At 62.1% G+C, this 23,322-nt stretch carries 27 protein-coding genes; 17 read left to right on the top strand and 10 right to left on the bottom strand.

Features of this window, described 5'->3' with window-relative positions:
- Positions 1-5 precede the first annotated feature (5 nt).
- The 3 genes from pyrR to HX817_RS22185 are packed head-to-tail and all read left to right on the top strand — an operon-like array spanning position 6 to position 2,809.
- Positions 6-512 (top strand): bifunctional pyr operon transcriptional regulator/uracil phosphoribosyltransferase PyrR, encoded by a 507-nt coding sequence (gene pyrR / locus HX817_RS22195; protein WP_003213746.1) that lies wholly within the window; start codon positions 6-8, stop codon positions 510-512.
- Between the two features lie 24 nt (positions 513-536).
- Positions 537-1,541, top strand: a complete 1,005-nt coding sequence (locus tag HX817_RS22190) for an aspartate carbamoyltransferase catalytic subunit (protein WP_003213748.1) — start codon at positions 537-539, stop codon at positions 1,539-1,541.
- On the top strand, positions 1,538-2,809 hold the full coding sequence (locus tag HX817_RS22185) for a dihydroorotase (RefSeq protein ID WP_003213750.1): 1,272 nt from the start codon (positions 1,538-1,540) through the stop codon (positions 2,807-2,809). Before HX817_RS22190 ends, HX817_RS22185 begins: the two co-directional genes overlap by 4 nt.
- A gap of 134 nt (positions 2,810-2,943) precedes the next feature.
- On the opposite strand, the gene HX817_RS22180 is transcribed toward HX817_RS22185, so the two are convergent.
- Positions 2,944-3,372 (bottom strand): TM2 domain-containing protein, encoded by a 429-nt coding sequence (locus HX817_RS22180; protein WP_003213752.1) that lies wholly within the window; start codon positions 3,370-3,372, stop codon positions 2,944-2,946.
- Positions 3,373-3,622: 250 nt separating this feature from the next.
- On the opposite strand from HX817_RS22180, the gene HX817_RS22175 reads away from it, so the two are divergent.
- On the top strand, positions 3,623-4,258 hold the full coding sequence (locus HX817_RS22175; protein ID WP_023659314.1) for a C40 family peptidase: 636 nt from the start codon (positions 3,623-3,625) through the stop codon (positions 4,256-4,258).
- A 141-nt stretch (positions 4,259-4,399) separates the two neighbouring features.
- On the opposite strand, the gene HX817_RS22170 is transcribed toward HX817_RS22175, so the two are convergent.
- Positions 4,400-5,434: a type IV pilus twitching motility protein PilT gene (locus HX817_RS22170; RefSeq protein WP_177041193.1), complete on the bottom strand. Its 1,035-nt coding sequence runs from the start codon at positions 5,432-5,434 to the stop codon at positions 4,400-4,402.
- 57 nt (positions 5,435-5,491) lie between these two features.
- Here HX817_RS22170 and HX817_RS22165 point away from each other — a divergent pair, with 57 nt between their 5' ends.
- From HX817_RS22165 to HX817_RS22125, 9 genes are all read left to right on the top strand, one after another.
- On the top strand, positions 5,492-6,178 hold the full coding sequence (locus tag HX817_RS22165; protein WP_177041191.1) for a YggS family pyridoxal phosphate-dependent enzyme: 687 nt from the start codon (positions 5,492-5,494) through the stop codon (positions 6,176-6,178).
- Positions 6,179-6,211: 33 nt separating this feature from the next.
- The gene (gene proC / locus HX817_RS22160; protein ID WP_177041189.1) at positions 6,212-7,030 is read left to right on the top strand and encodes a pyrroline-5-carboxylate reductase; all 819 of its coding nucleotides are present in this window, start codon (positions 6,212-6,214) and stop codon (positions 7,028-7,030) included.
- 24 nt (positions 7,031-7,054) lie between these two features.
- On the top strand, positions 7,055-7,642 hold the full coding sequence (locus HX817_RS22155) for a YggT family protein (protein ID WP_003213764.1): 588 nt from the start codon (positions 7,055-7,057) through the stop codon (positions 7,640-7,642).
- 230 nt (positions 7,643-7,872) lie between these two features.
- Entirely contained in the window at positions 7,873-9,012 is a 1,140-nt protein-coding gene (locus HX817_RS22150) for a homoserine O-acetyltransferase (protein WP_008434158.1), read from the top strand.
- 7 nt (positions 9,013-9,019) lie between these two features.
- Positions 9,020-9,640 (top strand): methionine biosynthesis protein MetW, encoded by a 621-nt coding sequence (gene metW / locus HX817_RS22145; RefSeq protein WP_003213768.1) that lies wholly within the window; start codon positions 9,020-9,022, stop codon positions 9,638-9,640.
- 21 nt (positions 9,641-9,661) lie between these two features.
- The gene (locus HX817_RS22140; RefSeq protein WP_003213770.1) at positions 9,662-10,096 is read left to right on the top strand and encodes a DUF4426 domain-containing protein; all 435 of its coding nucleotides are present in this window, start codon (positions 9,662-9,664) and stop codon (positions 10,094-10,096) included.
- Positions 10,093-10,689 (top strand): RdgB/HAM1 family non-canonical purine NTP pyrophosphatase, encoded by a 597-nt coding sequence (gene rdgB, locus HX817_RS22135; protein WP_008434161.1) that lies wholly within the window; start codon positions 10,093-10,095, stop codon positions 10,687-10,689. Before HX817_RS22140 ends, rdgB begins: the two co-directional genes overlap by 4 nt.
- Positions 10,686-11,888 carry a radical SAM family heme chaperone HemW gene (gene hemW / locus HX817_RS22130; RefSeq protein WP_134327468.1) on the top strand — a complete coding sequence of 401 codons (1,203 nt, stop codon included), beginning with the start codon at positions 10,686-10,688 and terminating at the stop codon, positions 11,886-11,888. The genes rdgB and hemW overlap by 4 nt, the downstream gene beginning before the upstream one ends.
- 19 nt (positions 11,889-11,907) lie before the next feature.
- On the top strand, positions 11,908-12,231 hold the full coding sequence (locus HX817_RS22125; RefSeq protein ID WP_003213776.1) for a DUF3392 domain-containing protein: 324 nt from the start codon (positions 11,908-11,910) through the stop codon (positions 12,229-12,231).
- Between the two features lie 143 nt (positions 12,232-12,374).
- Here HX817_RS22125 and trmB read toward each other — a convergent pair whose 3' ends face one another.
- The 4 genes from trmB to HX817_RS22105 all read right to left on the bottom strand — a co-directional run bounded on the left by trmB (position 12,375) and on the right by HX817_RS22105 (position 14,619).
- Positions 12,375-13,100 (bottom strand): tRNA (guanosine(46)-N7)-methyltransferase TrmB, encoded by a 726-nt coding sequence (gene trmB, locus HX817_RS22120; RefSeq protein ID WP_003213778.1) that lies wholly within the window; start codon positions 13,098-13,100, stop codon positions 12,375-12,377.
- Between the two features lie 9 nt (positions 13,101-13,109).
- Complete coding sequence (locus tag HX817_RS22115; RefSeq protein WP_102370101.1) at positions 13,110-13,904, bottom strand: thiazole synthase; 795 nt, start codon at positions 13,902-13,904, stop codon at positions 13,110-13,112.
- Positions 13,905-13,969: 65 nt separating this feature from the next.
- On the bottom strand, positions 13,970-14,170 hold the full coding sequence (gene thiS, locus HX817_RS22110) for a sulfur carrier protein ThiS (protein ID WP_177022332.1): 201 nt from the start codon (positions 14,168-14,170) through the stop codon (positions 13,970-13,972).
- 71 nt (positions 14,171-14,241) lie between these two features.
- Positions 14,242-14,619: a DUF423 domain-containing protein gene (locus HX817_RS22105; RefSeq protein ID WP_177022333.1), complete on the bottom strand. Its 378-nt coding sequence runs from the start codon at positions 14,617-14,619 to the stop codon at positions 14,242-14,244.
- Between the two features lie 74 nt (positions 14,620-14,693).
- On the opposite strand from HX817_RS22105, the gene mtgA reads away from it, so the two are divergent.
- The gene (mtgA, locus tag HX817_RS22100) at positions 14,694-15,416 is read left to right on the top strand and encodes a monofunctional biosynthetic peptidoglycan transglycosylase (RefSeq protein ID WP_102370102.1); all 723 of its coding nucleotides are present in this window, start codon (positions 14,694-14,696) and stop codon (positions 15,414-15,416) included.
- 134 nt (positions 15,417-15,550) lie between these two features.
- Here mtgA and rpoH read toward each other — a convergent pair whose 3' ends face one another.
- The 4 genes from rpoH to ftsY all read right to left on the bottom strand — a co-directional run bounded on the left by rpoH (position 15,551) and on the right by ftsY (position 19,643).
- Positions 15,551-16,405 (bottom strand): RNA polymerase sigma factor RpoH, encoded by an 855-nt coding sequence (gene rpoH, locus HX817_RS22095; protein WP_003176698.1) that lies wholly within the window; start codon positions 16,403-16,405, stop codon positions 15,551-15,553.
- 129 nt (positions 16,406-16,534) lie between these two features.
- On the bottom strand, positions 16,535-17,557 hold the full coding sequence (gene ftsX / locus HX817_RS22090; RefSeq protein WP_003213783.1) for a permease-like cell division protein FtsX: 1,023 nt from the start codon (positions 17,555-17,557) through the stop codon (positions 16,535-16,537).
- Entirely contained in the window at positions 17,554-18,225 is a 672-nt protein-coding gene (gene ftsE / locus HX817_RS22085) for a cell division ATP-binding protein FtsE (protein ID WP_003213784.1), read from the bottom strand. The genes ftsX and ftsE overlap by 4 nt, the downstream gene beginning before the upstream one ends.
- Positions 18,222-19,643, bottom strand: coding sequence for a signal recognition particle-docking protein FtsY (ftsY, locus tag HX817_RS22080; RefSeq protein WP_177041187.1), 1,422 nt, complete (start codon positions 19,641-19,643; stop codon positions 18,222-18,224). The genes ftsE and ftsY overlap by 4 nt, the downstream gene beginning before the upstream one ends.
- A gap of 232 nt (positions 19,644-19,875) precedes the next feature.
- Between ftsY and HX817_RS22075 the strand changes: the two genes are divergently transcribed.
- From HX817_RS22075 to rsmD, 3 genes are read left to right on the top strand one after another with little or no spacing between them, the layout of a single operon-like run.
- Entirely contained in the window at positions 19,876-21,231 is a 1,356-nt protein-coding gene (locus HX817_RS22075) for a pitrilysin family protein (RefSeq protein ID WP_177041185.1), read from the top strand.
- Positions 21,224-22,714, top strand: a complete 1,491-nt coding sequence (locus HX817_RS22070; protein ID WP_177028019.1) for a pitrilysin family protein — start codon at positions 21,224-21,226, stop codon at positions 22,712-22,714. Before HX817_RS22075 ends, HX817_RS22070 begins: the two co-directional genes overlap by 8 nt.
- Positions 22,714-23,319 (top strand): 16S rRNA (guanine(966)-N(2))-methyltransferase RsmD, encoded by a 606-nt coding sequence (gene rsmD, locus HX817_RS22065; protein WP_003213788.1) that lies wholly within the window; start codon positions 22,714-22,716, stop codon positions 23,317-23,319. Before HX817_RS22070 ends, rsmD begins: the two co-directional genes overlap by 1 nt.
- Positions 23,320-23,322: the final 3 nt, after the last annotated feature.

Below are 23,322 nucleotides of genomic sequence, written 5' to 3'. Positions count from 1 at the left end.
CACCCATGAGCCTGCCCAATCCCGCCGACCTGATCAGCCAGATGGCGATCCGCCTCAAGGCGCACCTGGAACACCGTGCCATCAGCGAGCCGCGCTTTATCGGCATCCGCACCGGTGGCGTGTGGGTGGCCCAGGCGCTGCTGGAAGAACTGGGCAGCGACTCGCCCCTGGGCACCCTGGACGTGTCTTTCTACCGTGACGACTTCAGCCAGAACGGCCTGCACCCGCAAGTGCGCCCCTCGGCCCTGCCCTTCGAGATCGAAGGCCAGCACCTGGTGCTGATCGATGACGTGCTGATGAGCGGTCGCACCATCCGCGCCGCGATGAACGAACTGTTCGACTACGGCCGCCCGGCCAGCGTGACCCTGGTCTGCCTGCTGGACCTGGACGCCGGCGAATTGCCGATCAGCCCGGACGTGGTCGGCGCCACCCTGTCCCTGGAAGCCCACCAGCGGGTAAAATTGTCCGGTCCCACGCCGCTCGAACTCGAACTGCAAGACCTTGCCCTTTAAACCGCCTTGTAAAGAGTCCCCGCGATGACGCCTCTAGATGCCAAGCGCCCGCTGCAGCTCAATGCTCAGGGCCAGCTGCAACACTTCCTGTCCCTCGACGGCTTGCCCCGCGAACTGCTCACCGAAATCCTCGACACGGCCGACTCGTTTCTCGAAGTCGGCGGCCGGGCGGTGAAAAAAGTCCCGTTGCTGCGTGGCAAGACCATCTGCAACGTGTTCTTCGAGAACTCGACCCGCACCCGCACCACCTTTGAACTGGCGGCCCAACGCCTGTCGGCTGACGTGATCACGCTGAACGTGTCCACCTCGTCGGCGAGCAAGGGCGAAACCCTGCTCGACACCCTGCGCAACCTGGAAGCCATGGCCGCCGACATGTTCGTGGTGCGCCACGGCGATTCCGGTGCTGCGCACTTCATCGCCGAGCACGTGTGCCCGAATGTGGCGATCATCAACGGCGGCGACGGCCGTCACGCCCACCCGACCCAGGGCATGCTCGACATGCTGACCATCCGGCGGCACAAGGGCAGCTTTGAAAACCTCTCGGTGGCCATTGTCGGCGACATCCTGCACTCGCGGGTTGCACGCTCGAACATGCTGGCCCTGAAAACCCTGGGTTGCCCGGACATCCGCGTGATCGCCCCCAAGACCCTGCTGCCGATCGGCATCGAGCAGTACGGCGTGAAGGTCTACACCGACATGGCCGAGGGCCTCAAGGATGTGGACGTGGTGATCATGCTGCGCCTGCAGCGCGAGCGTATGGCGGGCGGCCTGCTGCCGAGCGAAGGCGAGTTCTATCGCCTGTTCGGCCTGACCACCGCACGCCTGGCCGGCGCCAAGCCGGACGCCATCGTGATGCACCCGGGGCCAATCAACCGTGGCGTGGAGATTGAGTCGGCGGTGGCCGATGGCGCGCAGTCGGTGATTCTCAACCAGGTCACGTACGGCATCGCCATCCGCATGGCGGTGTTGTCCATGGCCATGAGCGGGCAAACCGCGCAACGTCAATTCGAGCAGGAGAACGCCCAGTGAAGCTCAGCATTCTCGGCGCCCGAGTCATCGATCCGGCCAGCGGCCTGGATCAAGTCACCGATCTACACCTGGAAGCCGGCAAGATCATTGCCATCGGCGCCGCACCCGCAGGCTTCAGCGCCAGCGAAACTATCGACGCCAAAGGCCTGATCGCCGCGCCTGGCCTGGTTGACCTGAACGTCGCCCTGCGTGAGCCGGGCTACAGCCGCAAGGGCAACATCACCAGCGAAACCCGCGCCGCCGCTGCCGGTGGCGTGACCAGCCTGTGCTGCCCGCCCCACACCAAACCGGTGCTGGACACCTCGGCGGTGACCGAACTGATCCTCGACCGCGCCCGCGAAGCCGGCAACTGCAAAGTGTTCCCCATCGGCGCCCTGAGCAAAGGCCTGGACGGCGAACAACTGGCCGAACTGATCGCCCTGCGCGACGCAGGCTGCGTGGCCTTCGGCAACGGCCTGGAGAGCTTTCGCAGCACCCGCACCCTGTGCCGTGCGCTGGAATATGCGGCGACTTTCGACCTGACCGTGATTTTCCACTCCCAGGACCGTGACCTGGCCGAAGGCGGCCTGGCCCACGAAGGCGCCACCGCGAGCTTCCTCGGCCTGCCGGGCATCCCGGAAACCGCCGAGACCGTGGCCCTGGCCCGCGACCTGCTGCTGGTGGAACAAAGCGGCGTACGCGCGCACTTCAGCCAGCTGACCAGCGCTCGCGGCGTGGCCCTGATCGCTCAGGCCCAAGCCCGCGGATTGCCGGTGACGGCGGATGTGGCGCTGTATCAGCTGATTCTGACGGATGAGGCGCTGATCGACTTCTCCAGCCTGTATCACGTGCAGCCGCCCCTGCGTACCCGCGCTGACCGTGACGGTTTGCGGGCGGCGGTGAAGTCCGGGGTGGTTTCGGCGATCTCCAGCCATCACCAGCCCCACGAGCGGGATGCCAAGCTGGCGCCGTTCGGCGCGACGGAGCCAGGCATCAGCAGCGTCGAGCTGTTGCTGCCGCTGGCAATGACGTTGGTGGAAGATGGTTTGCTGGACCTGCCGACCCTGCTGGCGCGTCTCAGTGCGGGCCCTGCCGAGGCGCTGCGCCTGCCGGCGGGCAAGCTGGCGGTGGGCTCGGCGGCGGACCTGGTGCTGTTTGATCCGGCCAGCTCCACGATTGCCGGGGAACACTGGCTGTCCAAGGGTGAAAACTGCCCATTCATCGGCCATAGCCTGCCGGCGACTGTGCGGTACACGCTGGTGGATGGGCGGATCAGCTACCAGGCTTAAATCCAATCCAGAGTGGGCACAGTAAATGTGGGAGCGGGCTTGCTCGCGAAAGCGGTGGGTCAGTCAATAGAGATGTCGACTGACACATCGCATTCGCGAGCAAGCCCGCTCCCACATTTGGATCTTCACACATCTTATCGGCCGCCGTTGCGCTCGGCATTGCGGATCGAAATCTGCGTATTCAGCGTCCAGAAGTCATACAGCACCCCGATCAGGAACAAGCCCCCGGTCAGCAGGTAAATGATCCCGCTGATCCATTTGCCCTGATACATGCGGTGCAAACCGAACACACCCAGGAACGCCAACAGAATCCAGGCCACGTTGTACTCGATCGGCCCGGCGGTAAATCGCAGGTCTGCTTCGCGGTCCATTGCCGGAATCAGGAACAAGTCGATCAACCAGCCAATCCCGAACAAACCGAAGGTGAAAAACCAGATCGTCCCGGTCACCGGCTTGCCGTAATAAAAGCGGTGAGCACCGGTAAAACCGAAAATCCAAAGCAGGTAGCCGATCACCTTGCTGTGGGTGTCTTGTTGCGAAACATCCTGTCGATAGGTGTTCATGGAGTACCTCTTTAGCCTCGATAGATAAATATTTCTGGTTTCTTTGTGACTTTTTTACGGGCGCCCGACATGCGGCAAATGGTATCTTCGCTTCCCTCAAAGCCTTATACCGCCTGACTTGTGTAGGACAATCGCGGCAATTCGTCACGGTTTTCCTGAATTTGACCCCAGGGTTCAGTCGACAAACGGCCTTAGCACGACACAAAAAGCTGTTATAAAGTTGCGCGCAAACCAAAAAGAGCCACGCCTAATGCGACCATTTTTCAAGACATGGCTAACCATTTGCCTATTAATGCCACTGGCCGCCCACGCCACCAATCGTGAGCAACGACTTCCCAACGTTAACGGTTTCACCCCTAAAGTTCACGCCACCACCAGCTCCGCCAAATCGGTAAAGCTGACCGTGAAGCGCCCGACTCAACTGAGCAAGGCCCACGGTAATGCGGCGCCAGGGCTGATGGCCGTCAACACCAAGCAAAGCAGCAACGTCCTCAGCCGTGCCGTCAACGTGCTCGGTACTCCTTATCGTTGGGGCGGCAGCAGCCCAAGTAAAGGGTTCGACTGCAGCGGCTTGGTGAAATATGCGTTTAACGACGTAAAAGCCGTGGATTTGCCGCGCACTTCCAACGCCATGGCCGCCGGCCACGGGCTGAAGGTTGAGCGCAAGGACTTGAAACCGGGTGACCTGCTGTTCTTCAAACTGAAGAGCCGCCAGGTGAACCACGTTGCCATCTACCTGGGCAACGACCGTTTCATCCACGCACCGCGTCGTGGCAAGTCCGTGAGCATCGATACGCTGAAGAAGCCGTTCTGGGACAAGAACTACGTGATTGCCAAGCGTGTCCTGCCTAAAGAACAGAACAACCTGCGGATTGTGCAGCGCTGATATCAGGCTGATGTGAGAGCAGGCTTGTGTGGGAGCGGGCTTGCTCGCGAATGCGGAGTGTCAGTCGATACATGCTTGACTGATACACCGCATTCGCGAGCAAGCCCGCTCCCACATTAGTTTTTCATCGCCCACGCGACCTTAAATATCCCCAGGCACCCTCGCCTTCTCCCGGGCATGTTCCCGGCTGATCACCCCCTGGCTGACCAACGCCTTCAAACTCATGTCCAGCGTCGTCATCCCCAACGCCCCGCCGGTCTGAATCGCCGAATACATCTGCGCCACCTTGTCCTCGCGGATCAAATTACGAATCGCCGGTGTGCCGAGCATGATTTCGTGAGCCGCCACCCGCCCGCCGCTGACCTTCTTCACCAGCACCTGGGACACCACCGCCTGCAATGACTCCGAGAGCATCGAGCGGACCATGGCCTTTTCCCCCGCCGGAAACACATCCACCACCCGGTCCACGGTTTTAGCCGCCGACGTGGTGTGCAGCGTGCCGAACACCAGATGCCCGGTTTCCGCCGCCGTCAGCGCGAGCCGAATGGTTTCCAGGTCCCGCAATTCGCCAACCAGGATCACATCCGGGTCCTCCCGCAATGCCGAACGCAGGGCGGCCGAGAAGCTGTGGGTGTCGCGATGCACCTGCCGCTGGTTGATCAGGGCGCTTTTCGGCTGATGGATAAATTCGATAGGGTCTTCAAGGGTGAGGATGTGCTGGCGACGATGGGTGTTGAGGTAATCGATCATCGCCGCCAGGGTCGTGGACTTGCCGGAACCGGTCGGCCCGGTGACCAGTACCAGCCCCCGTGGCAGGTCTGCGATGCGCCGGAACACCTCGCCCAACCCCAGGTGTTCCAGGCTCTGCACCGTTGAGGGGATGGTACGAAACACCGCGCCCATGCCCCGGTGCTGCTGGAACACGTTCACCCGAAACCGCGCCACCTCGGGCAACTCGAAGGCAAAATCCGTTTCAAGAGATGTTTCGAAATCCTTTTGCTGGTGATTGTTCAGCAAAGGGCTGAGCAACGCCGCCACTTGCACCGGCGCAAGTACAGGCCAATCGAGTGGCCAGACCTCGCCATCCACTCGCAGCATCGGCGCCAACCCCGCCGACAGATGCAGGTCGGAGGCCCGCAGGCGTACGCCGGCGGCCAGCAGTTCAGTGATATCCATAGGGCTTTCCATTTCCAGTAGAATGCCGCGGACTCCATATCCACGGGCGCAACTTGAATGTCGACCATAGCAGACAACATCGGCCTGGTTTCCGAGCGGATCCGGGCAGCCGCCGAGGCCGCGCAGCGCGACGCAGGCAGCGTGCACCTGCTGGCCGTGAGCAAGACCAAACCCGCACAGGCCGTGCGCGAAGCCTATGCCGCCGGGATGCGTGACTTTGGCGAGAACTATCTGCAGGAAGCCCTGGGCAAACAGGCCGAATTAACCGACCTGCCCTTGAGTTGGCACTTCATCGGCCCCATTCAATCGAACAAGACTCGTGCGATCGCCGAGAACTTCGCCTGGGTGCATTCCGTGGACCGCCTGAAAATCGCACAACGCTTGTCCGAGCAACGCCCGGCTGACCTGCCGCCGCTGAATATGTGCATCCAGGTCAATGTCAGTGGCGAAGCCAGCAAGTCCGGCTGTACACCCGCCGACCTGCCCGCCCTGGCCGAAGCCATCAGCGCCCTGCCGCGCCTGAAGCTGCGCGGCCTGATGGCGATCCCCGAGCCGACCGACGACCGTGCAGAGCAAGACGCAGCCTTCGCCACCGTGCGCGACCTGCAAGCGAGCCTCGACCTGGGGCTCGACACACTTTCCATGGGCATGAGCCATGACCTTGAGTCGGCCATCGCCCAAGGGGCCACCTGGGTGCGGATCGGTACCGCCCTGTTTGGTGCCCGCGACTATGGCCAGCCTTGAAATGGCTGACTTCCATCTGAGTAAGGACCTGTCATGAGCAACACGCGTATTGCCTTTATCGGCGCCGGCAACATGGCGGCCAGCCTGATCGGCGGCCTGCGGGCCAAGGGCCTGGAAGCACAACAGATTCGCGCCAGCGACCCGGGCGCCGACACGCGCTCCCGTGTCAGCGCCGAGCACGGCATCGAAACCTTCGCCGACAACGCACAAGCGATCGAAGGCGTTGACGTGGTGGTACTGGCGGTCAAGCCGCAGGCCATGAAAGCCGTGTGCGAAAGCCTGCGGCCTAGCCTCAAGCCCCATCAACTGGTGGTGTCCATCGCCGCCGGCATCACCTGTGCCAGCATGAACAACTGGCTCGGCGCTCAGCCGATTGTGCGCTGCATGCCCAACACCCCGGCGCTGCTGCGCAAGGGCGTGAGCGGCTTGTACGCCACATCCGAAGTCACTGCCCAACAGCGCGACCAGGCACAAGAGCTGCTGTCCGCCGTAGGTCTCGCCGTGTGGCTGGAACAAGAGCAGCAACTGGACGCCGTCACCGCCGTCTCCGGCAGTGGCCCGGCGTATTTCTTCCTGCTGATCGAGGCCATGACCGCCGCTGGCGTGAAACTCGGCCTGCCGCAGGAAGTCGCCGAGCAACTGGCCGAGCAGACCGCACTGGGCGCCGCGCAGATGGCCGTGACCAGCGATGTCGACGCGGCCGAGTTGCGCCGTCGCGTGACCTCGCCGGGCGGCACGACCCAGGCGGCAATCGAATCATTCCAGGCCGGGGGCTTTGAAGCCCTGGTGGAAAAAGCACTGGGTGCCGCAGCACATCGTTCGGCCGAAATGGCCGAGCAGCTGGGCAAATAGTCGTCCCCCACATAGGAATCAAACATGCTCGGAATCAATGACGCTGCCATTTTCATCATCCAGACCCTGGGCAGCCTGTACCTGCTGATCGTGCTGATGCGTTTTATCCTGCAACTGGTGCGGGCGAACTTCTACAACCCGCTGTGCCAGTTCGTGGTAAAAGCCACGCAGCCGCTGCTCAAGCCTCTGCGCCGGGTGATCCCGAGCCTGTTCGGCCTGGACATGTCGTCGCTGGTATTGGCGCTGCTGCTGCAGATCCTGCTGTTCGCGGTCATCCTGCTGCTCAATGGCTATCAGGCCACCACGCTGCTGTTGCTGCCGTGGGCCTTGATCGGGATCTTCTCGCTGTTCCTGAAGATCATTTTCTGGTCGATGATCATCAGCGTGATCCTGTCCTGGGTCGCTCCGGGCAGCCGCAGCCCGGGTGCCGAACTGGTGGCACAGATCACTGAGCCGGTGCTGGCACCGTTCCGTCGCCTGGTACCTAACCTGGGTGGCCTGGACATCTCGCCGATCTTCGCGTTTATCGCGATTCAGCTGCTGCAAAGCTGGGTGATTCCACGTTTGGCGTTCTACGCATTCATGCCCAAAGAACTGTTCGGTCTGATCTGACAACAATGTGGCGAGGGAGCTTGCTCCCGCTGGGCTGCGCAGCAGCCCCAAAACGGCCGACCGCGTTGCATCTGCGAAATCGCGGCAACCGGACCGGGACCGCTTCGCGCTCCAGCGGGAGCAAGCTCCCTCGCCACAAAAAGCCTTAAAAACACCAGCCGCAGGCCTTTGCTTGCCGCTGGGTGCAGCGGTCTTTAGACTTACGCCTCATTTAAACGAGAGCAGGGTCGATGCCAACTGCCTTCCCCCCCGATTCTGTTGGACTGGTCGTGCCCCAAGTGGCGCACTTCAGCGAACCGCTGGCCCTGGCCTGCGGCCGTTCGCTGCCCGCCTACGACCTGATCTATGAAACCTATGGCCAACTGAACGCCACGGCCAGCAACGCCGTGCTGATCTGCCACGCCCTGTCCGGCCACCACCACGCTGCGGGTTTCCACAGCATGGACGAGCGCAAGCCCGGCTGGTGGGACAGCTGCATCGGTCCCGGCAAGCCCATCGACACCAACAAGTTCTTCGTGGTCAGCCTGAACAACCTCGGCGGCTGCAACGGCTCCACCGGCCCCAGCAGCCTCAACCCGGAAACCGGCAAGCCGTTTGGCGCCGATTTCCCGGTACTGACCGTGGAAGACTGGGTGCACAGCCAGGCGCGCTTGGCCGACGTTCTGGGCATCGCCCAATGGGCCGCCGTGATCGGCGGCAGCCTGGGCGGCATGCAGGCTCTGCAATGGACCATCACCTACCCGGACCGCGTGCGCCATTGCCTGGCCATCGCCTCGGCCCCCAAGCTGTCGGCGCAGAACATCGCCTTCAACGAAGTGGCGCGCCAGGCGATCCTCACCGACCCGGAGTTCCACGGCGGTTCGTTCCAGGAAGCGGGCGTGATCCCCAAGCGCGGGCTGATGCTCGCGCGCATGGTCGGGCACATCACTTACCTGTCGGATGACTCCATGGGCGAGAAATTCGGCCGTGGCCTCAAAAGCGAAAAGCTCAATTACGACTTCCACAGCGTCGAATTCCAGGTCGAGAGCTACCTGCGTTATCAGGGGGAGGAGTTTTCCGGACGTTTCGACGCCAACACCTACCTGCTGATGACCAAGGCCCTGGACTACTTCGACCCGGCGGCGAATTTCGACGATGACCTGGCGCGCACCTTCGAGGCGGCCACCGCCAAGTTCTGCGTGATGTCGTTCACCACCGACTGGCGCTTTTCCCCGGCCCGCTCGCGGGAATTGGTGGATGCGCTGATGGCCGCGAAGAAAGACGTCTGCTACCTGGAGATCGACGCACCGCAAGGCCACGACGCCTTTCTGATCCCGATCCCGCGTTACTTGCAGGCCTTTAGCAATTACATGAACCGAATAGCACTGTGAGAACGCCATGAGAGCCGACCTGGAAATCATCCAAGACTGGATCCCCGCCGGCAGCCGCGTGCTCGACCTGGGTTGCGGCGATGGCGAACTGCTGAGCTGGCTGCGCGACAACAAGCAAGTCACCGGCTATGGCCTGGAAAACGATCCGGACAACATCGCCCAGTGCGTGGCCAAGGGCATCAACGTGATCGAGCAGGACCTGGACAAGGGCCTCGGCAACTTTGCCAGCAACAGCTTCGACATCGTGGTCATGACCCAGGCCTTGCAAGCCGTGCACTACCCGGACCGGATCCTCGACGAAATGTTGCGCGTCGGCCGCCAGTGCATCATCACCTTCCCCAATTTCGGCCACTGGCGCTGCCGCTGGTACCTGGCCACCAAGGGCCGCATGCCGGTGTCGGACTTCCTGCCGTACACCTGGTACAACACGCCCAACATCCACTTCTGCACCTTTGAAGACTTCGAAGCGCTGTGCGGCGAGCGCGAAGCCAAAGTCATCAACCGCCTTGCCGTCGATCAACAGCACCGTCACGGCTGGGCGAGTAAGCTATGGCCCAACCTGCTGGGTGAGATCGGGATCTACCGGGTCAGCAGCCCGGGCCTGACGGACCACCAGATTGCCGTCTAACCATTTTCAAGGAGGACGAACATGAGTCGCCTGGCTGTTTTTCTACTCACCGCGTGCCTGAGCGTCAGCGCTATGGCGGCGGATGTTATCGATGGTAATCGTCAGAAAGAATTCGGCGATATCACGGTGCACTACAACACCCTGACCACCAGCTTCCTGACGCCGGAAATGGCTCAGGAAGCCGGGATCGTACGCAGCAAAGAGCTGGGCATGATCAATGTGTTCGTAAACAAGGGCGTCGAATCGATAGACGCCACCGTTACCGGCACAATCAAGGATCTGGGCGGCAAGAGCGAGATGCTGACGTTCAAGAAAATCACCCAGAAAGGTTCTACGCTTTACGTCGCCCAGTACCCGGTGCCGCAGCAGGAAACCAAGATTTTCACCATCAACGTTGAAACCGGTGGCAAAGCCCACGGTTTCAGTTTCAACCAGGAACTGTTTCCGGCGCAATGATGAACCTTACTCAACTCGTACTGGCCAGCCATAACGCCGGCAAGCTCAAAGAACTCCAGGCCATGCTCGGCGACTCGGTGCAACTGCGCTCGATTGGCGAGTTCAGCCAGGTAGAGCCGGAAGAGACCGGCCTGTCGTTTGTCGAGAACGCCATCCTCAAGGCCCGCAACGCCGCGCGTATTTCCGGCCTGCCGGCACTGGCTGACGATTCGGGCCTGGCCGTGGACTTCCTGGGCGGCGCGCCTGGCATCTACTCGGCACGTTACGCCGACGGTAAAGGCGACGCGGCCAACAACGCCAAGCTGCTGGACGCCCTCAAGGACGTGCCCGACGCGATGCGCGGCGCGCAGTTCGTCTGCGTGCTGGCCCTGGTGCGTCACGCCGATGATCCATTGCCGATCCTCTGTGAAGGCCTGTGGCACGGGCGCATCCTGCACGCGGCCAGCGGCGAGCACGGCTTTGGCTACGACCCGCTGTTCTGGGTGCCGGAGCGCAACGTCTCCAGTGCCGAACTGAGCCCGGCCGACAAGAACCAGATCAGCCACCGCGCCCGCGCAATGGATTTGCTGCGCCAGCGTCTGGGCCTGAAATGACTCAGAACACCTCCGCGCAGCCACTGATTCTCGGTGGCGCGCAAACACCTCGGGCGGCCCTGCCTCACCTGCCGCCCCTGGCGCTGTATATCCACATCCCGTGGTGCGTGCGCAAATGCCCCTATTGCGACTTCAACTCCCACACCGCCAGCAAGGTGCTGCCGGAGGAAGAGTACGTCGACGCGTTGCTGGCCGACCTCGATCAGGACCTGCATGCAGTGTACGGCCGTGAGCTGAGTTCGATCTTTTTCGGCGGCGGCACCCCAAGCCTGTTCAGCGCCGCTGCCCTGGGCCGGTTGCTCAAGGGCGTGGAAGCGCGCATCCCGTTTGCCGGCGATATCGAGATCACCCTGGAAGCCAACCCCGGTACCTTCGAGCAAGAGAAGTTCGTGGCGTACCGCAAGCTGGGGATCAATCGGCTGTCGATTGGCATCCAGAGTTTCCAGCAGGAAAAACTCGAAGCCCTGGGCCGCATCCACAACGGTGACGAAGCCGTGCGTGCCGCCGGCATGGCGCGCCAGGCCGGGTTCGACAACTTCAACCTGGACTTGATGCACGGTTTGCCCGATCAGTCCCTGGAGGACGCCCTGGGCGACCTGCGCCAGGCCATTGCCCTAAAGCCCACGCATCTGTCCTGGTATCAACTGACCCTGGAACCCAACACCGTGTTCTGGAACCAGCCGCCCGTGCTGCCGGAAGACGACACCCTGTGGGACATCCAGGAAGCCGGCCAGGCGCTGCTCGCCGAACACGGTTACGCCCAGTACGAAGTCTCGGCCTACGCCCAACCGGGCCGGCCGGCGCGGCATAACCTGAATTACTGGAGCTTTGGCGATTTTATCGGCATCGGTGCCGGCGCCCACGGCAAGCTCAGCCATCCGGATGGGCGCATCGTGCGCACCTGGAAAACCCGGGCGCCGAAGGACTACCTCAACCCGGCGAAAAACTACCAGGCCGGCGCGAAAGAACTGACCAACGAAGAGCTACCGTTCGAGTTCCTGATGAACGCCCTGCGCCTCACCGACGGTGTCGAAGCCAGGCTTTACGCCGAGCGTACCGGCCTCGACCTGGCCAGCCTCGATGAAGCTCGCCGCGAGGCAGAACAAAGTGGCCTGATGCAGGTCGAACCGTCACGCCTGGCGGCCACCGACCGCGGGCAACTCTTTCTCAATGACCTGCTGCAGAAGTTTTTGAGCTGATTGCTCTTAAGGAAATCAAATGGATCTGGTACTCGACCTGCTCGCCACCGTATCCCGCTGGAGCCGTAGCAACCTGTCGGAAATCTCCCTGGCGTTGGTAGGCTGCCTGCTGGTGCTGTTTGGCGCCGACATCAAGGGCTGGGTCGAAGCACGGCTGGGCAGCATCGCGGGTGCGCTGCGCGTGCCGCTGATGGCGCTGGTGTGCATGATCGGCAGCGGTGCTGCGCTGATCTATGCCACGCCGTGGATTGTTCGCGGATTGAGCCAGTTCAACAACTACAGCCTGGCGCCGGTGTTGTTGGTGGTGCTGGTGTTGATTGGGGTGGTGGCGGATCGCCGCTGACCTTAAGCGCGGCACAAAACAAATGTGGGAGCGGGCTTGCTCGCGAATGCGGTGTGTCAGTCAGCGTAAATGTCGACTGATCTACCGCATTCGCGAGCAAGCCCGCTCCCACATTTTTTACTGCATTTCAAGCCTGGGACTTATCAGTCCACTTTCTCGAACTTCAAATCCCAAACCCCATGCCCGAGTCGCTCGCCGCGACGTTCGAACTTGGTGATCGGCCGCTCGGCCGGGCGCGGGACGCATTTGCCATCTTCCGCCAGGTTGCGGTAGCCAGGGGCGACGTTCATTACTTCCAGCATGTACTCGGCATACGGTTCCCAGTCGGTGGCCATGTGCAGGATGCCGCCCACTTTCAGCTTGCTGCGCACCAGTTCCGCGAAAGAAGCCTGGACGATGCGGCGCTTGTGGTGGCGGCTCTTGTGCCAGGGGTCCGGGAAGAACAGCATCAGGCGGTCGAGGCTGTTGTCGGCGATGCAGCGGTTGAGCACTTCGATCGCGTCGCAGTCGTAGACCCGCAGGTTGGTCAGGCCCTGAGTCAGCACGCCGTTCAGCAGCGCGCCAACACCCGGACGGTGTACTTCAACCCCGATAAAATCCTGCTCCGGCGAAGCCGCGGCCATTTCCAGCAGGGAATGGCCCATGCCGAAGCCAATCTCCAGGGAGCGTGGTGCCGAGCGGCCAAACACCTGGTCGTAATCCACCGGCGCGTCTGCCAGCGGCAGGACGAACAGCGGCGTGCCCTGCTCCAGGCCCTTTTGCTGGCCCTCGGTCATGCGACCGGCGCGCATCACAAAACTCTTGATGCGGCGGTGCTTGGACTCGTCGCCTTCTTCCAGGGTGTTCGGCGTTTCGTTTGATTCAGTCATCAATGGCTCTTACTTGATCAGACCATCCAGCGGCGAGGAGGCGCTGGCGTAAAGTTTTTTCGGCATGCGCCCGGCGAGGTACGCCAGGCGGCCGGCGACAATTGCGTGGTTCATGGCTTCAGCCATCAGGACCGGCTGCTGGGCATGGGCGATGGCCGAGTTCATCAGCACCGCATCGCAACCCAGTTCCATGGCGATGGTGGCGTCGGAGGCAGTGCCCACGCCCGCATCCACCAGCACCGGGATCTTGGCTTCTTCAAGGATGATCTGCAGGTTGTACGGATTGCAGATACCCAGGCCGGAACCGATCAGACCGGCCAGCGGCATCACCGCGATGCAGCCGATTTCGGCCAGTTGGCGGGCGATGATCGGGTCGTCGCTGGTGTAGACCATCACGTCGAAACCTTCCTTGACCAGGGTCTCGGCGGCCTTGAGGGTTTCGATCACGTTGGGGAACAGGGTTTTCTGGTCGGCCAGCACTTCCAGCTTCACCAGGTTGTGGCCGTCGAGCAGCTCACGGGCCAGGCGGCAGGTGCGCACGGCTTCGATGGCGTCGTAGCAACCGGCGGTGTTCGGCAGGAAGGTGTAGCGATCCGGCGACAGCACTTCGAGCAGGTTCGGCTCGCCCTCGATCTGGCCGAGGTTGGTGCGGCGCACGGCGAAAGTAACGATCTCGGCACCCGAGGCTTCGATGGCCAGGCGGGTTTCTTCCATGTCGCGGTACTTGCCGGTGCCGACCAGCAGACGCGACTGGAAGGTACGACCGGCCAGGACGAAAGGCTTGTCGCTACGAACGATGCTCATGGGAAATCCTCGAGTTGGGGTGAGGTTCTGCAGAATGCGGGTTGGCGCCCTGGAGCGCCGGACGGCTAGCCGCCGCCGATGGCGTGGACCACTTCGACCTGGTCACCCTCGGTGAGCGCGGTCTCGACGTGCTGGCTACGCGGGACGATATCCAGATTGAGCTCCACTGCGACGCGGCGTCCGGTCAAGTCCAGACGGGTCAGCAGGGCCGCAACGGTTTCACCGTCGGGCAGTTCAAAGGGTTCGCCGTTCAACTGAATGCGCATGCCACGGGCCGCCATCGTTTTTAGGGGCCAGCATTCTAGCGTGATTGACGTTGCTGGCCCAAGCCCCTTGGTCAGGCAGCCTGTAGACGCCACGCCGCCAAACCGAGGAAGAACCAGCCCAGCAGGAACGCCAGGCCACCAAACGGGGTGATGATGCCGAGCTTGCTGACGCCGGTCATGGTCAGCACATACAGGCTGCCGGAGAACAGCAGGATGCCCACGGCAAAAGACACACCCGCCCACGTCACCAGCCTGCCCGGGATGTGCGCCGCCAACAGTGCCACGCCGAACAGCGCCAGGGTGTGCACCAACTGGTAGGTCACGCCGGTGTGGAAAATCGCCAGGTACTCGGCGCTCAGGCGGTTTTTCAGGCCGTGGGCGGCAAACGCACCCAGGGCGACGCCGGTGAAACCGAAAAAGGCAGCCAGCATCAGAAAGCCACGCAACATGAGGAACTCCAGTCAGACTCAGGGGGCAGGGTCTGTATAATGGCCCGCTCAACGGGTTCGGCCAAGCCATCTCTATGCTGCGTCTCCTCTTCAAGCGTTTTCTCAAAGCCCTCAAGTGGTTTGCCATCGGCAGCGTGCTGCTGGTGCTGCTGTTCCGTTTCGTGCCACCACCGGGCACTGCGCTGATGGTTGAGCGCAAGGTCGAGTCCTGGGTCGACGGCGAGCCGATTGACGTACAGCGCACGTGGGTGCCGTGGGATCAGATCTCCGACGAACTGAAAGTGGCGGTGATGGCCGGCGAAGACCAGCGCTTCCCGCAACATTGGGGTTTTGATTTCGACGCGATCCAGGCGGCGTTGCTGCATAACGAGCGCGGCGGTTCGATTCGCGGCGCCAGCACCTTGAGCCAGCAGGTGTCGAAGAACCTGTTTTTATGGACCGGCCGCAGCTATTTCCGCAAGGGCCTGGAAGCCTGGTTTACCGGGCTGATCGAGATTCTCTGGCCCAAGCAGCGAATTCTTGAGGTGTACCTCAACAGCGTGGAGTGGGATGAAGGCGTGTTCGGCGCCGAAGCGGCGGCGCGGCATCACTTTGGCGTGAGCGCCAAGGCGCTGACCCGCCAGCAGGCCAGCTACCTGGCGGCGGTGTTGCCTAACCCGCGGGTGTGGAGTGCCAGCCATCCAACGTCGTATGTCGCGCGACGGGCGGCGTGGATTCGGCAGCAGATGAGTCAGTTGGGTGGCGACAGCTATTTGAATGAGCTGAACAACTCGCGCAAGGCGCCTTGGGCTGACTGACACCCACAAAACAAAAGTGGGAGCGGGCTTGCTCGCGAAAGCGGTGTGCCAGTCAATACCTTAGGTGACTGATCCACCGCCTTCGCGAGCAAGCCCGCTCCCACATTTCGATCGCGTTGTCCTAGCTACCTGTGTCAGGCGGCGATCGACAGTTTCAGCTTGTTCATCGCACTCTTCTCGAGCTGACGAATCCGCTCGGCCGACACGTTGTACTTCTGCGCCAGGTCGTGCAGCGTGGCTTTTTCTTCTGCCAACCAGCGCTGGTAGAGAATGTCACGGCTGCGGTCGTCCAGCACTTCCAGCGCTTCGTGCAGGTTGTGATTGGAGTTGTCGCTCCAGTCGGCATCTTCCAGCTGACGCGCCGGGTCGTACCGGTGGTCTTCCAGGTAGTTGGCCGGCGATTGGAAGGCGCTGTCGTCGTCCGCTTCGGCGGCCGGGTCGAAGGCCATGTCATGGCCGGTCAGGCGACTTTCCATCTCGCGCACTTCACGTGGTTCTACGCCAAGGCTTTCAGCCACGCGATGCACTTCTTCGTTGTTCAGCCACGCCAGGCGTTTCTTCTGGCTGCGCAGGTTGAAGAACAGTTTGCGCTGGGCCTTGGTGGTCGCGACTTTCACGATGCGCCAGTTGCGCAGGATGAATTCGTGAATTTCCGCCTTGATCCAGTGCACAGCAAACGACACCAGGCGCACACCCATTTCCGGGTTGAAGCGCTTCACAGCTTTCATCAGGCCAACGTTGCCTTCCTGAATCAGGTCAGCCTGGGCCAGGCCGTAGCCGCTATAGCTACGGGCGATATGTACGACAAAACGCAGGTGGGCGAGCACCATCTGCCGAGCCGCCCCCAAATCCTGCTCATAGTAGAGACTCTCGGCCAGTTCACGCTCCTGCTCGGGCGTCAGCAATGGAATGCTGTTGACCGTGTGCACATAGGCCTCCAGGTTCGCACCCGGGACCAGAGCATAAGCAGGTTGCAAAGAAGTGGTCATACGAAAAAACCTCCGACTCACATAACTCGTGCAGTTCAGCACTGCGAAAATTGACCGGGAACCGTAGGACAAGTTCCCTAAACCACTGATACGGTCAATACAAACGAAACCACATTACCCTGACATTAACTACTTCGGTGCCAGCTCACGTAAATGCCGTGCGACCGCAATCCAAGCACCGATATACCCCAAGAGCACTGCCCCAAGCAACAATGACAGACCATCGGCTGCCGGCACGCCGGCCAGGGCAAAATCGCTGCCGTACAAACCGGCAAGCCCCACCACCGCGTCGTTCAGCCAGTTCAGGCCAAAAGCCAGTACGCCCCAGGACAAAATTCCCGCACCGAAGCCATACAGCGCGCCCATGTACAGAAAAGGCCGACGCACATAGCTGTCCGTGCCGCCGACGAGTTTAATCACTTCTATCTCGGTGCGGCGGTTTTCAATATGAAGACGAATGGTATTGCCTATCACCAAAAGTAATGCAGACACCAGCAACACCGTCAGGCCGAACACAAACCGGTCGCCCAGCTTGAGAATCGCAGCCAACCGCTCTACCCAGACTAGATCAAGTTGTGCCTGTTGGACCTTCGGCAGCTCTGCGAGTTTTTGTCGCAGGGCTTCCAGGGTGGTCTTGTCGACCTCGTTCGGGGTGACCAGCACCACGCCCGGCAGCGGGTTTTGCGGCAACTCCTTGAGCGCCTCGCCCAGGCCGGACTGTTGCTGGAACTCTTCCAGGGCTTGATCGCGGCTGATGTACTCAGCCTCGGCCACACCCGGAATGCCCTTGATCTGGTCGCGCAGGGACTCACCGTCCTGGGCGCTGGCATCCAGGTTCAGGTACAGGGAAATCTGCGCCGCCCGCTGCCACGAACCGCCAAGGCGCTCGACATTGTTCAGCAGCAATGACAAGCCCATGGGCAGGCTCAAGGCCACGGCCATGACCAGGCAGGTAAAAAAGCTGCCGATCGGCTGCTTGCCGAGGCGGCGCAGGCTGTCTACCAGGCTGGCACGGTGGCTTTCGATCCAGGCATGCACCAGGGTGCCGAAATCCGGGCCATCGTCTTCGTCGCGTTTTTTCTTCTGTGGCTGCGGGTCGGCCGCCTTTGGCGCGACGCGCTCGGAAACCTTCGGGCTGCGTGTTGCACTCATACCCCAGCCTCCCCGTCACCGATCAGGCGGCCGCGTTGCAGGGTCAGCATGCGGTGGCGCATGCGGGCGATCAGCGCCAAGTCGTGACTGGCGATCAGCACGCTGGTGCCCAGGCGGTTGATGTCTTCGAACACGCCCATGATTTCTGCGGCCAGGCGCGGGTCGAGGTTACCGGTGGGTTCGTCCGCCAGCAGCAAGGCCGGGCGATGGACGATGGCGCGGGCGATGCCGACGCGCTGTTGCTGGCCGGTGGACAGGTCGCCTGGGTACAGGTCGGTCTTGTCCGACAGCGCCACGCGCTCCAGGGCCGAATCCACGCGCTTGACGATTTCGGCCTTGGACAGACCGAGAATCTGCAACGGCAAGGCGATGTTGTTGAACACCGTGCGATCGAACAGCAACTGGTGGTTCTGGAACACCACGCCGATCTGGCGACGCAGGAATGGAATCTGTGCGTTGCTGATGGTTGCCAGGTCCTGGCCCGCCAGCAGCAGTTTGCCGGTGGTTGGGCGCTCCATGGCCAGCAACAGGCGCAACAAGGTACTTTTACCGGCACCCGAATGGCCGGTCACAAACAAGAATTCGCCGCGACGCACCCGGAAACTCAGCTCATGCAAGCCGACATGCCCGTTGGCGTAGCGTTTACCGACCTGTTCGAAACGAATCATGAACGCTCCCGCTCGGCAAACAGTGCCTGTACAAAGGGTTCGGCTTCAAAAGTGCGCAGGTCGTCGATGCCTTCACCGACGCCGATGTAACGAATCGGCAACCCGAACTGCTTGGCCAGGGCGAAGATCACACCGCCCTTGGCCGTGCCGTCGAGCTTAGTCAATGCCAGGCCGGTCAGTTGGACCGTCTGGTGGAATTGTTTGGCCTGGCTGATGGCGTTCTGGCCGGTACCGGCGTCCAGCACCAGCAACACCTCGTGGGGCGCGTCGGCATCGAGCTTGCCGATCACGCGGCGAACTTTCTTCAGCTCTTCCATCAGGTTGTCTTTGGTGTGCAGGCGACCGGCGGTATCGGCGATCAGCACATCAATGTTGCGCGCCTTGGCGGCCTGCACCGCATCGAAGATCACCGAAGCCGAATCGGCGCCGGTGTGCTGGGCGATGACCGGGATCTTGTTGCGCTCGCCCCAGACCTGCAATTGCTCCACGGCGGCGGCACGGAAGGTGTCACCGGCGGCGAGCATGACTTTCTTGCCTTCCAGTTGCAGCTTCTTCGCCAGCTTGCCGATGGTGGTGGTCTTGCCGGCGCCGTTGACGCCAACCACCAGGATCACAAACGGCTTTTTCTGCGTATCGATGATCAGCGGCGCTTCCACCGGCTTGAGCATGTTGGCCAGCTCGGCCTGCAGCGACTTGTAGAGCGCATCGGCGTCGGTCAGCTGCTTGCGCGCGACCTTCTGGGTCAGGCTCTGGATGATCACGGCGGTGGCTTCGACGCCCACGTCGGCGGTCAGCAGGCGGGTTTCGATGTCCTCCAGCAGCTCGTCATCGATGGTCTTTTTGCCGAGGAACAGGCTGGCCATGCCTTCGCCGATGCTGGCGCTGGTCTTGCTCAGGCCTTGCTTGAGGCGGGCGAAGAAACCGGTCTTGCCGGTTTCGGCAGGAACAGCAGGCTCTTCGATGACTGCTGGCGCGGCGACGGCGACCGGAACAGGTTTGGCGACCACCGGTGCAAGCACCTCAACCACTGGCGGCGCTTGGACCACAACGGGCGCAGGCTCCACGAGGGCCGGAATCGGCGGAGCCACATGCTCGGCCAGCTCGCCTTCAACCAGTGCTACAGGCTCTTCTGCCACCGGCAACACCAGCCATGGCTTGTGCTCTGGCTCTGGCTCTGGCTCTGGCGCAGGTTCTGGCTCAACCACCGGCTGCAACACCGGCTCGGCCATCGGCAACACCACCGGGGCCGGTGTTTCGGCAACCGGTTCGGCTTCTACTATGGATTCGGGGATCGGTTCAGCTTGAACCTGCGGCTGTTCGACGACGGTTTCCTGCGGCTTTTTGCGCAGCCATCCGAACAGGCCTTTTTTCTCGCCAGCCGCAGCTGGGGTCTTCTTGTCGTCGTTGGAACCAAACATGGAGACGGCTATCTCAAGGTAGCGACGCGCCAGGGGGCGTGCCGGTAAATAAAATTCGATGCGTAACAGACTGTTTTTTAGCCAGCTCGTTCATGCGCAACATTTTGTAAGGCCTAAATAGAGCCTTAACAAGACAGCCACAGTGGCCGTCCCTAGGTCGGACCAGTATCCTAGCACCTCCTCGCCCGCCGACGCTAAGACCAAGCGGGCAGCCCAACAGGTTTAAAAACGAATGAATGCTCTAGCCCGCCGCGCCGCAGGCCTGCTGCTCAGCACAGTTTGTCTGCCCCTTTCAGCTTTGGCTGCCGACCCACAACCCACCCACGAATTCACCCTGGACAACGGCCTCAAGGTCGTCGTGCGCGAAGACCATCGCGCCCCGGTGGTGGTTTCCCAGGTCTGGTACAAGGTTGGCTCCAGCTATGAAACCCCGGGCCAGACCGGTTTGTCCCACGCCCTGGAACACATGATGTTCAAGGGCAGCGCCAAGGTCGGCCCCGGCGAGGCTTCGTTGATCCTGCGTGACCTGGGTGCCGAAGAAAACGCCTTCACCAGCGACGACTACACCGCTTACTACCAAGTGCTCGCCCGTGACCGCCTGGGCGTCGCCTTCGAGCTGGAAGCCGACCGCATGGCCAGCCTGCGCCTGCCGGCCGACGAGTTCAGCCGCGAGATCGAGGTGATCAAGGAAGAGCGCCGGATGCGCACCGACGACAACCCGATGTCCAAGGCCTATGAGCGCTTCAAGGCCATGGCCTACCCGGCCAGCGGCTACCACACGCCGACCATCGGCTGGATGGCCGACCTGGACCGCATGAAGGTTGAAGAGCTGCGCCACTGGTACCAATCCTGGTACGTGCCGAACAACGCCACCCTGGTAGTGGTGGGCGACGTAACCCCGGATGAAGTCAAAACCCTGGCCCAGCGCTATTTCGGCCCGATCCCCAAACGCGACGTCCCCCCGGCGAAAATCCCGCTGGAGCTGGCCGAGCCCGGTGAACGCCTGCTGACTATGCATGTACAGACCAAACTGCCGAGCGTGATCCTTGGTTTCAACGTGCCGAGCCTGGCCACCGCTGAAGACAAACGCTCGGTCAACGCCCTGCGCCTGATCTCGGCCCTGCTGGACGGCGGCTACAGCGCGCGCATCTCGACACAACTGGAGCGCGGCGAAGAGCTGGTGTCCGGCGGCTCGTCGAGCTACGACGCCTACACCCGCGGTGACAGCCTGTTCACCCTGACTGCCACACCGAACCTGCAAAAGAAAAAGACCGTGGCCCAGGCTGAAGCCGGCCTTTGGCGCCTGCTGGATGAGCTGAAGGCCAAGCCACCGAGCGCTGAAGAACTGGAGCGTATCCGCGCCCAGGTCATCGCCGGCGTGGTTTACCAGCGCGACTCGATTACCAGCCAGGCCACTGCCATCGGCTCCCTGGAGACGGTGGGCCTGTCCTGGAAACTCATGGACACCGAGCTGGCCGAGCTGCAAAGCGTCACCTCCGAAGATATCCAGAAAGCTGCACGCACCTATTTCACCCGCGAACGTCTCAGCGTCGCCCATGTCTTGCCTGAGGAGACCGCTCATGAGTGAACGTAAAAACAACCGCCTGGTGCTGCCCGGCCTGATCGTGGTGACTTTGGCTGCGGCCTGCGCGCTGTACTTGCTGCGCCCCAGCGAATCCGTCGCCAGCCAGGCGCTGGAGCAGGCCAAGTCCGCCAACAAGCTGCAATCCCTGGCCGAGCTGGACGACAAGGCGCCGACCAACCGCAAGCTCGACGTGCAAACCTGGACCACCGCCGAAGGCGCCAAGGTGCTGTTCGTCGAAGCCCATGAACTGCCGATGTTCGACATGCGCATCCTGTTCGCCGCCGGCAGCAGCCAGGACGGCGCAACGCCAGGCCTGGCGCTGTTGACCAACGCAATGCTCAACGAAGGCGTGCCGGGCAAGGACGTCAGCCAGATTGCCGCCGGTTTCGACGGCCTGGGTGCCGATTTCAGCAATGGCGCCTACCGCGACATGGCGCTGGTTTCCCTGCGCAGCCTGAGCGCCAGCGACAAGCGTGACGCCGCCCTGTCACTGTTTGACGACGTGATCGGCAAGCCGACCTTCCCGGCAGACTCTCTGGCGCGCATCAAGAACCAGTTGCTGGCGGGCTTCGAGTACCAGAAACAGAACCCCGGCAAACTGGCGAGCATCGAGCTGTTCAAGCAGCTCTATGGCGACCACCCTTACGCCCATCCGAGCGAAGGCAACGCCGAGAGCGTGCCGAAGGTGACTCTCGCGCAATTGAAGGACTTCCACGCCAAGGCCTACGCCGCCGGCAACGCAGTGATTTCCGTAGTCGGCGATCTGACCCGTGCCGAAGCCGAAGCCATGACCGCCAAGGTTTCCGCGTCCCTGCCAAAAGGCCCGGCGCTGGCGAAAATCGCCCAACCGGTCGAGCCCAAGGCTGGCACCACCCACATCGAGTTCCCGTCCAAGCAGACAACCCTGCTGCTGGCGCAACTGGGTATCGACCGTGCCGACCCGGATTACGCCGCGCTGTCCCTGGGTAACCAGATTCTCGGCGGCGGTGGCTTCGGCACCCGTTTGATGAGCGAAGTGCGCGAGAAACGCGGCCTGACCTACGGCGTATACTCCGGCTTCTCGCCGATGCAGGTACGCGGCCCGTTCATGATCAACCTGCAAACCCGCGCCGAAATGAGCGCCGGCACGCTGCGATTGGTGCAGGACGTACTCGCCGACTACCTCAAGACCGGCCCGACACAGAAAGAACTCGATGACGCCAAGCGCGAACTGGCCGGCAGCTTCCCGCTGTCCACCGCGAGCAACGCCGATATCGTCGGGCAGCTGGGCGCCATGGGTTTCTACAACCTGCCGCTGAGCTACCTGGAAGATTTCATGAAACAATCCCAGGCGCTGACCGTTGACCAGGTCAAAGCTGCTTTGAACAAACATTTGAGTGCCGACAAGATGGTCATCGTGACCGCCGGCCCGACGATTGCGCAAAAGCCACTACCGCCCCCCACTGATAAACCCGCCGAGCAACCGCTCGGGGTTCCGGAGCATTAATGGCCCGTCCATCCCGTCCCAAAAAACCTGTCCACAACGTTCACAACGGTGTGGGCCAACTGCGCATCATCGGCGGAGAGTGGGGCAGCCGTAAGCTGAGCTTCCCCGATGTCGTGGGCCTGCGCCCGACGCCAGACCGCGTGCGTGAAACCCTGTTCAACTGGCTCGCGCCGTATATCGCCGGGGCCAAGGTGCTGGACCCGTTCGCGGGCAGCGGCGCGTTGTTCCTTGAAAGCCTGTCCCGTGGCGCTGCCTTGGGCCAGGCGCTGGATGCCAGCAACGTGGCGGTTGCCAGCCTCAAGGAACACCTGGGCACCCTGCGTTGCACCACGGGGCAAGTGCAGACGGCTGATGCGCTGCGCTACCTGGAAACCCAGGAAGCCCGCGAGTTTGACGTGGTGTTCCTCGATCCGCCGTTTAATCAGAACCTGCTGCCGACCGTTTGCGCGTTGCTGGAAGAGCGCCAGTGGTTGGCACCGGATGCCTGGATCTACACTGAAAGCGAAACCGCACCGTCCACACTCGGTCTGCCGGGCACCTGGCGCCTGCACCGCGAGCAGAAATCCGGGCGGGTGTATTACGCGTTGTGGCAACGCACCGTGTAGGAG

The organism is Pseudomonas sp. C6002 (genome assembly GCF_013385805.1).
GTDB lineage: Bacteria > Pseudomonadota > Gammaproteobacteria > Pseudomonadales > Pseudomonadaceae > Aquipseudomonas.
The sequence above is the reverse complement of the archived record's forward strand: the minus strand, read 5'-3'. Positions and strand labels throughout refer to the sequence as shown.

What these genes read in the sequence shown, in the direction of transcription:
- HX817_RS22180 (WP_003213752.1), bottom strand. Translation starts at nt 3,372, where the DNA reads ATGAACACCTATCGACAGGATGTTTCGCAACAAGACACCCACAGCAAG.
- rsmD (WP_003213788.1), top strand. Translation starts at nt 22,714, where the DNA reads ATGGCCCGTCCATCCCGTCCCAAAAAACCTGTCCACAACGTTCACAAC.
- HX817_RS22170 (WP_177041193.1), bottom strand. Translation starts at nt 5,434, where the DNA reads ATGGATATCACTGAACTGCTGGCCGCCGGCGTACGCCTGCGGGCCTCC.
- HX817_RS22115 (WP_102370101.1), bottom strand. Translation starts at nt 13,904, where the DNA reads ATGAGCATCGTTCGTAGCGACAAGCCTTTCGTCCTGGCCGGTCGTACC.
- HX817_RS22190 (WP_003213748.1), top strand. Translation starts at nt 537, where the DNA reads ATGACGCCTCTAGATGCCAAGCGCCCGCTGCAGCTCAATGCTCAGGGC.
- HX817_RS22165 (WP_177041191.1), top strand. Translation starts at nt 5,492, where the DNA reads ATGTCGACCATAGCAGACAACATCGGCCTGGTTTCCGAGCGGATCCGG.
- rdgB (WP_008434161.1), top strand. Translation starts at nt 10,093, where the DNA reads ATGATGAACCTTACTCAACTCGTACTGGCCAGCCATAACGCCGGCAAG.
- proC (WP_177041189.1), top strand. Translation starts at nt 6,212, where the DNA reads ATGAGCAACACGCGTATTGCCTTTATCGGCGCCGGCAACATGGCGGCC.
- pyrR (WP_003213746.1), top strand. Translation starts at nt 6, where the DNA reads ATGAGCCTGCCCAATCCCGCCGACCTGATCAGCCAGATGGCGATCCGC.
- HX817_RS22140 (WP_003213770.1), top strand. Translation starts at nt 9,662, where the DNA reads ATGAGTCGCCTGGCTGTTTTTCTACTCACCGCGTGCCTGAGCGTCAGC.
- mtgA (WP_102370102.1), top strand. Translation starts at nt 14,694, where the DNA reads ATGCTGCGTCTCCTCTTCAAGCGTTTTCTCAAAGCCCTCAAGTGGTTT.
- metW (WP_003213768.1), top strand. Translation starts at nt 9,020, where the DNA reads ATGAGAGCCGACCTGGAAATCATCCAAGACTGGATCCCCGCCGGCAGC.
- hemW (WP_134327468.1), top strand. Translation starts at nt 10,686, where the DNA reads ATGACTCAGAACACCTCCGCGCAGCCACTGATTCTCGGTGGCGCGCAA.
- HX817_RS22155 (WP_003213764.1), top strand. Translation starts at nt 7,055, where the DNA reads ATGCTCGGAATCAATGACGCTGCCATTTTCATCATCCAGACCCTGGGC.
- HX817_RS22150 (WP_008434158.1), top strand. Translation starts at nt 7,873, where the DNA reads ATGCCAACTGCCTTCCCCCCCGATTCTGTTGGACTGGTCGTGCCCCAA.
- ftsX (WP_003213783.1), bottom strand. Translation starts at nt 17,557, where the DNA reads ATGAGTGCAACACGCAGCCCGAAGGTTTCCGAGCGCGTCGCGCCAAAG.
- rpoH (WP_003176698.1), bottom strand. Translation starts at nt 16,405, where the DNA reads ATGACCACTTCTTTGCAACCTGCTTATGCTCTGGTCCCGGGTGCGAAC.
- ftsE (WP_003213784.1), bottom strand. Translation starts at nt 18,225, where the DNA reads ATGATTCGTTTCGAACAGGTCGGTAAACGCTACGCCAACGGGCATGTC.
- HX817_RS22105 (WP_177022333.1), bottom strand. Translation starts at nt 14,619, where the DNA reads ATGTTGCGTGGCTTTCTGATGCTGGCTGCCTTTTTCGGTTTCACCGGC.
- HX817_RS22125 (WP_003213776.1), top strand. Translation starts at nt 11,908, where the DNA reads ATGGATCTGGTACTCGACCTGCTCGCCACCGTATCCCGCTGGAGCCGT.
- HX817_RS22175 (WP_023659314.1), top strand. Translation starts at nt 3,623, where the DNA reads ATGCGACCATTTTTCAAGACATGGCTAACCATTTGCCTATTAATGCCA.
- ftsY (WP_177041187.1), bottom strand. Translation starts at nt 19,643, where the DNA reads ATGTTTGGTTCCAACGACGACAAGAAGACCCCAGCTGCGGCTGGCGAG.
- HX817_RS22075 (WP_177041185.1), top strand. Translation starts at nt 19,876, where the DNA reads ATGAATGCTCTAGCCCGCCGCGCCGCAGGCCTGCTGCTCAGCACAGTT.
- trmB (WP_003213778.1), bottom strand. Translation starts at nt 13,100, where the DNA reads ATGACTGAATCAAACGAAACGCCGAACACCCTGGAAGAAGGCGACGAG.
- thiS (WP_177022332.1), bottom strand. Translation starts at nt 14,170, where the DNA reads ATGCGCATTCAGTTGAACGGCGAACCCTTTGAACTGCCCGACGGTGAA.
- HX817_RS22070 (WP_177028019.1), top strand. Translation starts at nt 21,224, where the DNA reads ATGAGTGAACGTAAAAACAACCGCCTGGTGCTGCCCGGCCTGATCGTG.